The 13,485-nt window shown below is 64.1% G+C and carries 12 protein-coding genes and 1 pseudogene; 5 read left to right on the top strand and 8 right to left on the bottom strand.

Annotated features, from left to right (window positions below):
* Nucleotides 1-27 precede the first annotated feature (27 nt).
* Genes CF70_RS11240 through CF70_RS11230 form a run of 3 tightly spaced genes read right to left on the bottom strand, consistent with a single transcriptional unit; the run spans nucleotide 28 to nucleotide 3,988 of the window.
* Nucleotides 28-825, bottom strand: a complete 798-nt coding sequence (locus CF70_RS11240; RefSeq protein ID WP_035864207.1) for an enoyl-CoA hydratase/isomerase family protein — start codon at nucleotides 823-825, stop codon at nucleotides 28-30.
* Nucleotides 822-2,981: an acetate--CoA ligase family protein gene (locus tag CF70_RS11235; protein ID WP_051648273.1), complete on the bottom strand. Its 2,160-nt coding sequence runs from the start codon at nucleotides 2,979-2,981 to the stop codon at nucleotides 822-824. Before CF70_RS11235 ends, CF70_RS11240 begins: the two co-directional genes overlap by 4 nt.
* Nucleotides 2,982-3,016: 35 nt before the next feature.
* Complete coding sequence (locus tag CF70_RS11230) at nucleotides 3,017-3,988, bottom strand: tripartite tricarboxylate transporter substrate binding protein (RefSeq protein WP_051648268.1); 972 nt, start codon at nucleotides 3,986-3,988, stop codon at nucleotides 3,017-3,019.
* A gap of 151 nt (nucleotides 3,989-4,139) precedes the next feature.
* On the opposite strand from CF70_RS11230, the gene CF70_RS11225 reads away from it, so the two are divergent.
* The 3 genes from CF70_RS11225 (at nucleotide 4,140) to CF70_RS11215 (ending at nucleotide 6,977) form a co-directional block, all read left to right on the top strand.
* A complete protein-coding gene (locus CF70_RS11225) occupies nucleotides 4,140-5,042 on the top strand; it encodes a LysR family transcriptional regulator (protein ID WP_035864204.1) in 903 nt (300 codons plus the stop codon).
* 237 nt (nucleotides 5,043-5,279) lie between these two features.
* Nucleotides 5,280-6,149 carry a Bug family tripartite tricarboxylate transporter substrate binding protein gene (locus tag CF70_RS11220; RefSeq protein WP_235184994.1) on the top strand — a complete coding sequence of 290 codons (870 nt, stop codon included), beginning with the start codon at nucleotides 5,280-5,282 and terminating at the stop codon, nucleotides 6,147-6,149.
* Between the two features lie 57 nt (nucleotides 6,150-6,206).
* Nucleotides 6,207-6,977: an enoyl-CoA hydratase/isomerase family protein gene (locus CF70_RS11215; RefSeq protein ID WP_035864201.1), complete on the top strand. Its 771-nt coding sequence runs from the start codon at nucleotides 6,207-6,209 to the stop codon at nucleotides 6,975-6,977.
* Between the two features lie 80 nt (nucleotides 6,978-7,057).
* On the opposite strand, the gene CF70_RS11210 is transcribed toward CF70_RS11215, so the two are convergent.
* From CF70_RS11210 to CF70_RS11195, 4 genes are all read right to left on the bottom strand, one after another.
* Nucleotides 7,058-8,029, bottom strand: a complete 972-nt coding sequence (locus CF70_RS11210) for a Bug family tripartite tricarboxylate transporter substrate binding protein (RefSeq protein WP_051648267.1) — start codon at nucleotides 8,027-8,029, stop codon at nucleotides 7,058-7,060.
* A 79-nt stretch (nucleotides 8,030-8,108) separates the two neighbouring features.
* Nucleotides 8,109-9,095, bottom strand: a complete 987-nt coding sequence (locus tag CF70_RS11205) for an MDR family oxidoreductase (protein ID WP_035864199.1) — start codon at nucleotides 9,093-9,095, stop codon at nucleotides 8,109-8,111.
* Between the two features lie 93 nt (nucleotides 9,096-9,188).
* Nucleotides 9,189-10,343, bottom strand: a complete 1,155-nt coding sequence (locus CF70_RS11200) for an acyl-CoA dehydrogenase family protein (RefSeq protein WP_035864197.1) — start codon at nucleotides 10,341-10,343, stop codon at nucleotides 9,189-9,191.
* A 1-nt stretch (nucleotide 10,344) separates the two neighbouring features.
* Nucleotides 10,345-11,544 (bottom strand): CaiB/BaiF CoA transferase family protein, encoded by a 1,200-nt coding sequence (locus CF70_RS11195; protein ID WP_035864196.1) that lies wholly within the window; start codon nucleotides 11,542-11,544, stop codon nucleotides 10,345-10,347.
* Nucleotides 11,545-11,805: 261 nt separating this feature from the next.
* Here CF70_RS11195 and gcvA point away from each other — a divergent pair, with 261 nt between their 5' ends.
* A complete protein-coding gene (gene gcvA / locus CF70_RS11190) occupies nucleotides 11,806-12,735 on the top strand; it encodes a transcriptional regulator GcvA (RefSeq protein ID WP_035864194.1) in 930 nt (309 codons plus the stop codon).
* A gap of 56 nt (nucleotides 12,736-12,791) precedes the next feature.
* On the opposite strand, the gene CF70_RS35875 is transcribed toward gcvA, so the two are convergent.
* Nucleotides 12,792-12,992, bottom strand: coding sequence for a hypothetical protein (locus tag CF70_RS35875; protein WP_152561773.1), 201 nt, complete (start codon nucleotides 12,990-12,992; stop codon nucleotides 12,792-12,794).
* A 363-nt stretch (nucleotides 12,993-13,355) separates the two neighbouring features.
* Here CF70_RS35875 and CF70_RS38940 point away from each other — a divergent pair.
* Nucleotides 13,356-13,485, top strand: a pseudogene (locus CF70_RS38940) (integrase); the annotation flags it as partial.

Here is a 13,485-nt window from a genome sequence, read left to right as displayed (position 1 = left end):
GTGCGGGCGCAGTCCGCGCGGTCGGCGTTAAGCAGCGGTTTCGCGTTCGCGGCGACGGCGGCCGCGTGCATCCAGGAAGCCACGCATGATTGCCTGGGGTTCGCCGGTGGCATATTCGTCGCGGTGATAGCGGATCACCGCGGCACAGGCCTCGTCAAATCCGGGCTGGGTCAGCACGCGGAAACGCTCCTTGGTCAGCCGCACGGCATTGACGGGCAGCTCGGCGAACTCGCCAGCGATCTCCATCGCCTTGGACAACACTTGCCCCCGCTCGGCCAGGACATTGAGGATGCCAAGCTGATAGGCGCGCTCGCCCGTGATCAGGCGGCCGAGCAAGGACATCTCCACATTGTGCGACCGGCTCAGGAACAGCGTCATCAGGTAGGAGCCGAGAATGCTGGCCAGGCCGACACGCACTTCGGGCTGCCCGATCGACATGTCGGCAAAGCCGACGCGGATATCGGCCAGCAAGCCGATCTGGAAACCGGTGCCAGCTGCGGTGCCGTTGAAAGCCACCACCAGCGGCTTGTCAAGATTGAGCACCGCCTGGAACATGGCACGCTGGTGCCTCATCCAGCCTTCCACCTCCTCGGTCTTAAAGCTGGCCGCCTCGGCCAGGTCTTGCCCGGAAGAGAAAGCGCGATCCCCGGATCCGGTCAGCACGATGGCGCGGATGGCGCCATCGGCATTGAGGTCTTCCAGCGCGGCGATCAGTGCATCGCGCATCTGGCCGCTGATGGCATTGAGCGACTCGGGATGATCGAGCGTCACCAGGGCTATCGCTTGCTGGCGTTCGACGCGCACGTACTGTTTCATCGTGTTCATGACTTCATTTCCTCAACGGTTTTTGCTGCGCGGGCGCTACCGCTCACGCTGACGGAATGGGCATGCGGCTGGCGCTCGATCAGTGCGTCGACGATCACTACGCCTTCCCCCTCCGAGCGGACCATCACGGGGTTCAAGTCGATCGAAGCGATTTCGCCACCGCTGCGCTGCATGACCGCTGCAACGGCAACCACCGCATCGCACAGTGCCGTTACATCCATCGGGGGTTCGCCGCGCACGCCGGCAAATAGCGGCGCCACACGCAGCCGTGAGAGCGCCGTGCGCACTTCCGCGGCGTCGAACGGCGGCACCAGCAAGCAGAAGTCAGGCATGGCTTCGATGTACTTGCCGCCGTCGCTGACCATGATCACTGGCCCGAACACCGGGTCGGTCTTGCCGCCGATGGCAAACTCGCGGCGGCCGCGCTCCATCCGCGCCACGATCACGCCGCCCCACGGCACCCCCAGCGTGGCCATGCCGTCGCGGCAGGATTCGAAGGCGCTGCGCACGGCGTCTTCGCTGTTGGCATTGAGGAAGACCAGCCCATACTCGGATTTGTGCGGCAGCGCTTCGGAACACGCTTTCACCGCTACCGCGCCGCCCAGTTGCCGCCAGGCGGCAAGCGCTTGGTCCACGTCGTGGCACACCCGGTATGCGGCCACCGGAAGCCCGGCGCTAGCCGCTATGGCAAGGCTGTCGGCTTCGCTGAGGAAAGGCGCGGCGCCTTCGGGCAGCACGATGCCTTCGCCATCTGGCGCTGCGGGCAGCACCGCATGCATCAGCGCGAAGTGGCGCGAAGCCTGGTCCAGCGCCAGCATGGCTTGCCGTTCACTGGTGAAGGTGACCAGGCCGCGCCGCCGGAATGGCGCCAGCGCCGACGCCAGGGTGGCGGTCACCACCACGGTCTTGCCGGTCGCCGCCTCGAAGGCCGCCGTATCTTCGGCGAGGCGCTCCAGGTCATAGCCGGCGCCCGCCACCGGCAGGCTGATCAGGTACAGATCGCCCGCGGGATCCTCCCCCAGCGCCCGTAGCACGCCGCCCAGCGCGCCGCTGTTACCGAGCAGCGCCGTAGTAAGATCGATCGGATTGGAACTCGTCGCAAATGAAGCCAGCGCCTCCTTGATCCGCTCGCGCGTGGACGACGCCAGCTCTCCCAGCTGCAAGCCCAGTTCGTCCGCCATATCCGCGCACATCACGCACGACGAGCCGCTATTGCTCACCACTACCAGTCTGCGCCCGAGCGACCGCATGCCCTTGAGGTACAACTCGGCCACATTAACGATACTCGCAGGATCGGCCACGCGCCAGATTGCATGGCGGTGCAGGAAGGCGTCCACTACGCCATCTTCATTGACCAGGGCGCCGGTGTGGGACTGCGCCGCCGCCATGCCGCTGGCGCTGCGCCCAGCCTTGAGCATGACGATAGGAATCCCTTTGCGGCGCGCCTGCGCGGCCGCCGCCGCCAGGACTTCGGGATCTTGCAGGCTCTCCATGTAAAGCACGATCAGCTTGATCGCCGGGTCTTCGGTGACAACCTGTGCCAGCTCCGATACGGTCGTGTCGGCCTCGTTGCCGGTCGCCAGTACATAACGCACGCCTACCCCCCGCTCGCGCAGCAAGGTGTACAGAGCGGCGCTGGTGGCACCGCTCTGGCTGACGATAGCCACCGGCCCGTCTTGCGATGCCAGTTGCGTGAACATCGTGCTGAAGTTGGCCACGGCGCCGTTGCTGAAATTGGCGAGACCCTGGGAGTTGGGGCCGACCAGGCGCATCCCGGCGCGCGCAGCCACCTGGGCCAGTTCGGCTTGCTGCTGGAGGCCGTCTTCACCGGTTTCGCCAAAGCCGGAACTAAGAATGATGGCCGTGCGCACGCCTCTGGCGGCGCAGGCGCGCACCGTGGTTGCCACCGCGGCGCCGGCTACCGCCACGATGGCAAGATCGGGCGCCTCCGGCAGCGAGGCCACATCGGGGTAGCAAGGCAGGCCTTGCACCACGCTGCGGGCGGGATTGACCGGGTAGATATTGCCGGCATAGCCGAAACGCCGGAGGTAGTCGACGGGCCGGCCACCCACCTTGTCCGGATTATCCGATGCGCCGATAATGGCAACGGACTTCGGTGCCAGTGCGGCAGCGAGAGAGTTGTGTCTGGTATCCATATGCATTGTTAGTTGTGATGCCACGCCGGCGCAGCTCAGTCGGCGCTGATGCCCGCTTCCTTGACCACGCGGGCCCATTTGGCGGTTTCGGTCTTGATGTAAGCGGCAAACTCGGACGGAGTGTCGCCAATAGCATCCGCGCCTTGCGACTGCATCCATTTGCGCATCTGCGCGTCGCGTAGGATGGCAACCAGGTTCCTGCTCAGTTTGTCGACGATGGCGGGCGGCGTGCCTGCCGGCGCGAGGATGCCGAACCAGGCGGTGGCCTCGTAGCCCGGCAAGCCGGCCTCCGCCATGGTCGGCACATCAGGCAAGACCGGCGAGCGCTTGGCGCTGGTGACGGCCAGTGCGCGCAACTTGCCACTCTTCACATAGGGGGCGACGGAACTGTCGAACATCAGATTGATCTGCCCGGCAAGCAGGTCCGACACTGCCGGCGCGCTGCCTTTATACGGCACGTGCAACATCTTCACGCCGGCCATGCTCTTGAACAGCTCGCCCGACAGGTGAATGGTGCCGCCCGTGCCGGATGAGCCGAAACTCAGCTTGTCAGGATTTGCCTTCCCGTAGGCAATCAGTTCGGACACGTTGCGCGCCGGTATCAACGGATTGACCACCAGGATATTCGGCACTTCGGCCACCAGGGTGATTGGCGCGAAATCCTTGATGTGGTCATAGGGCAAGCGCTTGTACAGGCTTGCATTGATCGCCTGGGTCGCGGCCGACCCCATCAACAAGGTGTAGCCATCGGCGGGCGATTTGGCGACCACCTCGGCGCCGATGTTGCCGCCGGCGCCGGCACGGTTATCGACGATCACCGACTGCTGCACCCGCTCCGACAGCGCCTTGGCGACCGCCCGCGCAAGCAGGTCGGTCACACCCCCCGGGGTATAGGGCACCACCAGCCGGATCGGCTTGTCGGGATATTCGGCGTGCGCCTGCGCCGGGGCCAGCGGCAACGCCGCAAGGACTACCATCGCGCGCAACAGACAAGGAGGGATCTTCATTTTGGGCTGTCTCCGATATGTTTTTTATTTGGCGTTGCCAGAGCTTTACACCTCTCGGCAGCAAATACGGGGCGAGTTTAGCAACGGCGCCCCCATGCTCCTATAGAATGACCGGGATACCAGATATACAAATTTCGAATGGGATACGTGTATGGAACTCAAGGCTCTCCGCGCTCTTGTCGAAGTGGCGGAGTTTGGGAATATCTCGCAGGCGGCGGTCGTGCTCGGGCTGACCCAGCCGTCGCTGAGCCGCATCATCGCCACCCTGGAGAGTGAGCTGGGCGGCCCGCTCTTCTACCGTACCGGGCGCGGCGTCACACTGACCGAACTGGGAGAGGCTGCCCTACCCAGGGCAAGAAGCATGGTGGTCAACGGCGAACAGCTCGTAGCGGATATGCGCGATCTGGGCCAGGCGCCATCGGGCGTGGTAACGCTGGCGCTGCTGCCTTCGGTGATGCGCGGCATCGCCGGCGACCTGTTCGAGGTAGTGCGCCGGGTGTACCCGGCCGTGCGGCTGCGCATGCTGGAGGGCTTCAGCGGCCAGATCGAAGAGTGGCTGGCAGAAGGCCGCGCCGACATCGCGTTGCTCAGCCGCTATCGGCACGCGCAAGCGAGCGTTGAAGAAGTACTGACCGTCTCGCAATTGATGCTGGTAGGTATGCGAAACAGCGAGAGTGGTGGCAAGACGGTGCGCTTCCGTGAACTGGACGGGCTGCCGCTGGTCCTCCCGGCGAGCCCCAACGCTTTACGCGTCGCGGTCGGCGACGTGGCGCGGCGCCTGCACGTGGGGATCAACGTGGTCATCGAGGCAGATTCGCTGGAGGCGCAGAAGTCGATCATCAGCCGTCAGGGCTGCTACGCTGTGCTTAGCCCGCAGACCGTCGCCAAGGAAGTTGCCGCTGGCCAGTTCGAGGCTCGCCGCATTATCGACCCGGAGCTGCCGCGGCTGGTTGTGCTTTCCACCACCACGCACCGGCCACTCAGCCGCGCGGCGCGGGAGGTCGCGCGCATCGTGCGTCGCCTGATCGGCGAGCCCGAGGCTGAGTACGCATAGTGCGGCGGTGCATGCAAGAAAAGGATATCTGATATAGCGCGCACTCTCTATGGCTGAACTCCGGCAATCTCTACACTTGCCGGCGCGCCTCCACAGAGAGGCGAGCATCTATCCATGGAGACGACCTTGAATGCCTTAGCTTCACTCCGGAGCGCTCTCGTACTGTCCTGTGCGCTCGCGGCAGCGCCCTTGGCCAATGCACAGCCCGGCTATCCCGATAAACCAATCAGGATAGTGGTGCCCTTCCCGCCCGGCGGCCCGACCGACTCGATGGCCAGGCTCGTAGCCCAATACCTCGGACAGCAATTGAGCCAGTCCGTCATCGTCGACAATCGCGGCGGCGCGGGCGGCAATATCGCCACCGAGGTGGCGGCCTCATCTCCAGCCGACGGTTATACCCTGTACTTCGGTACCACCGGTACGATGGCCATCAATCCGTCCTTGTACCGCCACCTCAAGACCGACCCGATCAAGGCCCTCGACTCTGTCGGCACGGTAGCATCGACACCCAATCTGCTGGTCGTCTCGCCCACCCTGCCGGCCAACAACATCAAGGAATTGATCGCGCTTGCCAGGCAGAAGCCGGGCTCCCTCACCTTCGGCTCCGCGGGTAACGGCAGCTCGAACCATCTGAGCGGCGAGTTGTTCAAGTCAATGGCAGGCATCGATATCACGCACGTCCCATACAAGGGCACCGGCGCAGCGTTGACCGACCTGTTCGGCGGCCGCATTTCCATGTTGTTCGACACCGTCGCCAACCAGGTCCAGTTTATCGCTTCGGGCAAAGTCAAGCCGATCGCACTTACCGGCGCCCACCGCTCCGAGGCGCTGCCCAAGGTCCCGACCATCGCCGAATCCGGACTACCGGACTTCGACGTGACGATCTGGTTCGGCGTATCCGCGCCCAAGGGCACCCCGCCCGAAGTCGTCAAGCTCCTGAACCTGCGGCTGCAGACGGCGCTCGCCATGCCGGAAGTCAAGTCAAAACTGTCTGCGCTCGGCGCGCAGCCGATGCCCGGCACACCCGCTGACTATACCCGGCTGATCCAGGCCGACACGGCTAAATGGGCCAAGGTGGTCAAGCTGACTGGTGCCACGCTGGACTAATGTGGTTTTTTCAAATGAGTCTGGTACGGGGCAACCGCGCCAGGCAGGAGTGAGGATATGACACAGAATGCCGTCGAAGTGACCGTGACGGACGCGGTCGCGCTGGTCACGCTGAATCGGCCCGAGCGAATGAACGCGGTGAATGCGGAACTGCGTGCCGGGCTGATTGCAGCGCTTGGCGACCTCAACCGGCGCGACGACGTGCGCGCCGTGGTGCTTGCCGGCCAGGGCTCGCGCGCCTTCTGCGCCGGTCAGGACCTGAACGAGGCCGCGGCGATGGACTGGAAGCAGATTGCCAGCTGGCTTACCCATCAACGGGCTACGTACCAGGCGATCCGCGACCTGGACAAGCCTTGCGTTGCCGCGGTGCAAGGGGTGGCAGCGGGCGCGGGCCTCCAGATCGCGCTGTGCGCGGACTGGCGCATCGCCACGCCGGAAAGCCGCTTGGGCCAGCCCGAGGTGAAAGCCGGCCTGGCCAGCATCGTGGGCTCCTACCTGATGACCCTGCATGTCGGGCACACGCATAACGCGCAGCTTTCGCTGTCAGGCGACCTGATCTCGGGTACGCGCGCCTATGAGATCGGCCTGGTCACCGAGGTTTGCGAAGCGGATCAGTTGATGACCCGCGCCCTCGCGCGTGCGCAGGCGATGGCAGCACAGCCGCCAACGGCGATCCGTATGTCAAAGCAGCGCCTGCGGGCCATGAGCCAGCCGGGATTCGACGAAGCCTGCGTGGCAGGCATCCGGGCTCAACTCGAGTGCTATGCCGACGGCGAGCCGCAGCGGGTGATGGCTGAGTTTATTGGGAGGCGAGCGGGCAAGGTTTGATATGTTGCGGGGGGGGGCCCCCCCGGCGGGGCCCCCGCCCTACAGTTCGGCCGTATGGGTCCCGCCCGGCCGCGGCCGGATCAATCCACCCGAATATTGCTCTGCTTGATCAACCGGCCAAGCCGCTCCGATTCCATCCTGACCTTCTCGCGGAATTGCTCCGGGTCGCTGGCAATGACATTGAAGCCCTCGCTCCTGAGCCGCGCGTTGATGTCCGCGGACTCCAGCGTCTTGCGCAGGCTGGCCTCGATCTTCGCCAGCACGTCCTTGGGCACGCCCTTGGGCACCATCATGCCGACCCATGAGTTCGCCTCATACCCCGGCACGAACTCCGCAATAGTCGGCACATCAGGCAACTGCGGCACGCGCGCCTGGCTGCCGATGGCGAGCGCCCTGACCTGGCCGCTCTTAACGTATTGCATCACTACCGGGAGCGTGGTGACCACATAGTTGATCTCACCGCCGAGGATTGCAGTCAGCATCGGGCCGCCGCCCTTGTAGGGAACGTGAGTGGCCGAGAAATTGGCCTGCGAGGCAAACGCCAGCCCGTACAGATGGTTGGAGCCCCCCACGCCGGAGGATCCGTAGGTTACCTTGTCCGGATTGGCCTTGGCGTAGGCAATCATCTTCGGCACTGTCTGCGGCGCGAAATTCTTCGCGGTGGCAAGCAACATGGGGGCGCTCACCATCAGGCTGATGTAGTCGAACGAATTGAAGGTATCGTACTTGATGTTCCTGTAGAGATGCTGGTTCACTGCATGGGAGTCGAATACCATCAGCAGCGTGTAACCATCGGCCGCAGCCCTGGCCGCTTCGTAGGTACCGATCGTACCGCTGGCGCCACCCTTGTTGTCGATGATGACGTTCTGGCCCAGGTACTCTGACAGCGTCGGGCCAATGATCCGCGCGACATGATCGACCGAGCCGCCAGGCGGGAACGGCACGATCAAACGGATGGGCCGGCTGGGGTAGCTTTGGGCCCCTGCCGTGGCAGCGAACGACGATAGGATGGCCGCTGCCAGCAGCGACCGGACTTTTCCAGGCACGTTCATGAGTTGTCTCCTCCTTGTTGTGTGGTGACGTCGCGCGCCCTAGCCTATTGGCTGGCCTGTCTGGTCGCGACGCGGGTCTTCAGCCGCCGACATTGACAACCAGCCGTCCCCTGATCTTTCCGCTGATCAGGTCCGCAGCCGCGGCGCATGCCTGCGCAAGCGATATCTCGCTGGTGTTGGCGGCGAGCACCGATACCGGCAACTCCTTTGCCAGCCGCTCCCAGGCTTCGACGCGCTCCGCGCGTGGGGCGTAGACACTGTCGATGCCCAGCAGTGTCACACCGCGCAAAATGAAGGGCGCTACGCTGGCGGGAAAATCGATGCCCTGGGCCAGCCCGCAGGCAGCAACCAGCCCGCGATACTTCATGCTGGCGCAGACATTGGCCAGCGTGTGGCTGCCTACGCAGTCCACCGCGCCTGCCCAGCATTCCTTTTGCAGTGGCTTGCCGGCCTGCGAGAGCGTTGCCCGGTCGATCACCCGCGCGGCCCCGAGCGCGGTGAGATACGTGCTTTCGGCAAGACGGCCGGTCGAAGCGGTCACGGTATAGCCGCGCTGCGCAAGCAGGGCGATGGCGATGGTGCCAACGCCGCCGTTCGCGCCTGTCACCAGGACGTCCCCGCTATCCGGCCTCAGGCCATGTCGCTCCAGCGCATTCACACAGAGCATCGCCGTATAGCCCGCCGTACCGATCGACATCGCGTGGCGTGCGCTCATCCCGGCGGGCAGGGGCACCAGCCAGTCGCCATTCACACGGACGCGCTGCGACAGCCCGCCCCAGTGCGTCTCGCCTACACCCCAGCCATTCAGGATGACAGCGTCACCTGGCCGGAAGCGTTCGTCGTCGCTGTGCTCGACCACGCCTGCGAAGTCGATGCCCGGCACCATGGGGAACTTCCGTACCACGGGGGCCTTGCCTGTGATCGCCAGCGCATCCTTGTAGTTGATCGTCGAGAATTCAACCCTCACAGTCACATTGCCTGGCGGAAGCTCCTTGGTATCCAGGTGGGAAATGGCGGCCTGGGTTGCGCCGCCGCTGTCCTTCTCAAGGACGATTGCATCAAACATCTACGCTCCTCTCCTACTGAAATGGGATCTTCCCGGGGGCGGCCGGCCTTTTCCGGGCCGGACCGGTCTGATGTACGCGAGCGTTCAGGCGGGCTACGCCAGGGTCGCGCCGATTCTCTCGTTCATCATTTCGGTTGTGCCATCAGCAAATCCGATCGCCTTTGCCGCCAGCAGATGCTTTGCCAGCACGTTGTCGTCGCCCATCCCGACCGCACCCATCGCTTGCATGCATCCGGCGATCGCCGGGAGACACTGCTCGCCGGCAAACTTCTTGGCCATCGCGGCAGCCAGGATGGCTTCCTTGCACTCCTGGTCGATCAGCGTGGCGGCGCGATACGTAAACATGCGCATGGCTTCCAGCGTCGTAGCCACATCGGCGAGCGACCAGCGCAGGCCCTGGTGCTCAAGCAGGGACTTGCCGAATGTCTTGCGCTTGCGCGCATAAGCCAGCGCAATCTCAAGGCTGGCCGCCACCATGCCGCAAGCCATGGCCGCAATATGCGTGCGAGCCTTGTTGACCCCGGCCATCGCCTGCGCGAATCCCTCGCCCGGCGGATACAGGACATGGTCGTCCGGTACGTGGTACGCGCTCAACGTGAAACCGCCAATGCCGGCCGCACCCATCGCGGCGAACCGATCGAGCGGACCGCGCGTGAAACCCGGATTCCGGCCGTCGGCAATGAAGCAGGCGATACCTGCCGCCCCTTTCGCGAGGTTGGTTTGGGCGAAGGTCAGCAACACATCGGCGCCGGCGGCATTGGCGATCCAGCGCTTGACGCCATCCAGGCGCCAGCCGTCAGTCACGCGGCTCGCGGTGGTGGTGATAGCGGCGAAATCGCTGCCAGCCTCCGGTTCGGACATTGCGGTGCAACCCACAGAGTCGCCGGCGAGCATGGGCGGCAGGAAGCGGTCCTTGGCCACCGCGGTCCCGTGGGCGGCGATCCGGGCCGCGGCATTGTGATGGTTGATCAGCGCGAACGCGAAGGGAAAATCGACACGTGCGAGTTCCTCTGCCACGCGGGCCCGCACCAAATAGCGCATGCCGTGCCCGCCAAGCGCTACCGGGATTTCCATGCCGGCCAGGCCGATGCCGCAGGCCGCGCGGATCGTCGCGCTGGCCCACTCGTGCGCCCCGGCTGCCTGGCGGGAGGCAGGCAACACCGTTTCCACGGCAAACTCACGGGCCGCCGTGATCAACTGGCGGGCCTTCGTGTCCAGTAGTTGGTCGAATTCCTGGGTCAGGTCCATATCAGGATTCCGCTTGCGCGGTACGTATCGCGCCGGCTGCTTCCATGCGCTCGATATCGCTGGCGTTGTATCCCGCCCGCTCCATCAAAACGGCGACCGTGTCTTCGCCAAGCGCGGGCGGGTAGCTCAGCGGCGCGGCACCGGCATATTTGAAGGGATTGCCGAGCAGGCGGGCGGACTTGTCGCCGCTGCGGCTTGCCGTGGTCTCTACCATGCTGCGGGCTTCGATGAGGGGGTGCGCCAGCGCTTCGTCGACACGCTTGATCACCGCTGCCGGCACGCGCGCATCCGCGAGCAAGGCTTCCCATTCGGCGGCGGCCCGGGTACGCATGGTGCTGGACAGTTCCGCCGTCAGTTCTTCCACGTGCTGGATGCGGGCGGAAGCACTCGCGAAGCGCGGGTCGTCGATCAGGCCGTCGCGGCCGATGGCGGTACAGAACTTCTGCCAGAACGCCTCGCCAGTTGGTGCCACGGCAATATAGCGGCCGTCGGCTGTCGGGTAGGCATCGCTCGGTGCGATCATCGCGTGCCGCGCGCCCAGCGCCGATGGCACTTTTCCGAACGACAGGAAGCCCTGCGCCTGCCAGCTCAACATCGCGATCTGTGCGTCGAACAGCGAGAGTTGCACGTGTTCGCCCACGTCCGTGCATTCCGCCTTCAGCATGGCCGCCACCGTCGCCAGCGCCAGGTACAGCCCGCCGGCAAGGTCCGCCACCTGGTAGCCGACCCGCACGGGCCGGCCGCCTTCGTCGCCCGTGATGTCCATCACGCCCGCCATGGCCTGCAACACGAGGTCGAACGCCGGCGCCTTGGCGTAGGCACCCTTGTCATCCAGCCCGACGATCTGCGCAACCGCGATGCGCGGATTGATGGCCTTCAAGGACGGGTAGTCCAACCCGAGCCGGCGCGGCACATCCGGCGCGAAGCCATAGATCACGGCATCGGCGGTACGCACCAGCGCGTAGAAGGCCTCCTTGCCTTCCGGGGTTTTCAGGTCCAGCGCTACACTCCTCTTGCCGCGGTTGACAGACAAGAAAAAGGCCGAGTCCTGCGTGTCCGACAGGGGCGGGACCGAACGCGCAAAGTCGCCGTCTATCGGCTCGATCTTGATGACTTCGGCACCAAGCTGCGCCAGTAGTTGGCCTGCGAAAGGGCCGCCCAGCACCCAGGTAAGGTCGAGAATGGTCTTGCCGCTCAGCACGTGGTCTCCTCATGCATTGATATGTTCTGTCGCTGCCGCGCAGCGATTCGGATATGGCCTGATATGGGATCGCGTGCCCTGCTCAACTGGCCCGGTGCAAAAATCTCACATCGCACGCTGCCGCTCGGGTACGCCGCTGGCCGGCATCACCAGTCGCCGAAAAACTCCGGCATGCAGCGAACGGGAGTGCATTGAATCACGGGAAATAAAGGGAGGGCAAAGCATATAATCTGACAACCAGTGTGAGATTTTCTAACGACTATGAGCCGCCTTCCCCCACTAAACTCCATCCGGGCATTCGAGGCGGCCGGCCGGCACCTGAGCTTCACTCGTGCAGCCGAGGAACTCTGTGTTACGCACGGCGCCGTCAGTCACCAGGTCAAGACGCTCGAGGAATGGCTGGGCGTGCCCTTGTTCCGCAGGCTCGGACAGAGCGTTCAGTTGACCGACCAGGGACGGCTGTATCTGGCTTCGGTGAGTCCCGCGCTCTCAGCGATCGCCTCCGCATCCAGAAGCCTGAGTCGTCATGAAGTGCTGAGAGTCAACGCGTTGCCATCCTTCATCATGCGCTGGCTATTTCCGCGGCTGGTGTCGTTCCGGGCGGCGCACCCGACCATCGAGGTCGACATCTCGTCCGGCCTCGAACCCGTGGAAGAGTTGTCCGGCGATATCGATGTGATCATCCGCCGCGAGCCGGATACCGTGCCCGGCCTGGTCAAGCGAAAATTCATCCCTGAGATGCATTTCCCGGTTTGCGCGCCGAGCCTGTTGAAGGACGGCAGGCTCGAGGGAATCGGCGACTTGCGCCATCACACGCTGCTGCATTGCCAGGCGCGGCCGACGGTTTGGAACGACTGGCTGAAGGCGTTCTGGCAAGACAGCCTGGTGCCCGCGCAGTCGCTCCAGCTCGAACACCTTTACTTCGCCCTGCAGGCGGCCCTCGACGGGCTGGGTGTGGCGATGGGACCGTCCTCGCTGGTGGCTTCCGATGTGGCTTCCGGCAGACTGGTGATTCCGTTTGGCCGCAGGATGCTGCCTTGCCGGAACTATTTCATGATCCTGCGGCAGGAGCGCCAGCATGACCCGGTGGTGAAGACCTTCTGTGACTGGCTCGAAAGGGAGGGAGAACAATTCGAGTCGGATCTGGGAGTGATTCTGGAGAAAGTCTTTTCGGCTGATCGATATTGCTAGGCGCGAGCGTTGTGCAGCGACGAGAGCATAGTGGGCTGCTGTGACTCCGCCGGCTCTTACATGTCCCGCCCCTTCTTTGATGGCGCGGCCGCCGGGATGCGGCAATTTCCGCCCGGAGATGCGCGTTCCTGCTGGCGGTGCTGTTGTTGCAGATCGTTATTTCGGCTAATGGCGACCTCAAATTCCGCAAATGATGCCAGCCAGGATAGATGAAGGAAAAATTCTCTTCTCCTGCCGATGCTCGCGAGTGCTTTCAATGGAGATATCCCTGGCGCGCAGGTCGTGGCGTGAACGCGGACCGCGAGAATACCCCCCATTTTTCCGATCTTTCGCGAGGTCATACGCATGGCTCTACCGAACTATCACCCTCCCCGTCCGCCCTGCCCGGCCGGCAATAGAATTGCGCCGACACCGGCTCGGCGTAGCCCGTGTTAGCGGAATTAATGATCTGCCGCGCCGTATTAGCGGAATCGTTGGACATGGCCGGAAAATGGCGTTGCTCTTGCACAACGGCAAAAATCGCCACTGAACGGCCGTTTCGCAATATAGATCAATGGTTTACATCCATGTGATTGCTAGCGGATATAGCGGTCACCGCTAGCGGAATTAACGATCCTCAACAGCTGGCGCGCTATCGCAGCGCCCACGGTCTGCCGCCCGCCCCATCGTGCTGCCGATCATCGGCAAGGAAAAGCCCTTGTCACGCGGTGCGCTGCACCTGGTGCTGAAGGAAGTCTTCGGGATGGCCGA

It is taken from the genome of Cupriavidus sp. SK-3 (assembly GCF_000611145.1).
Classification (GTDB): domain Bacteria; phylum Pseudomonadota; class Gammaproteobacteria; order Burkholderiales; family Burkholderiaceae; genus Cupriavidus.
This window is presented reverse-complemented; position numbering and strand designations above follow the sequence as displayed.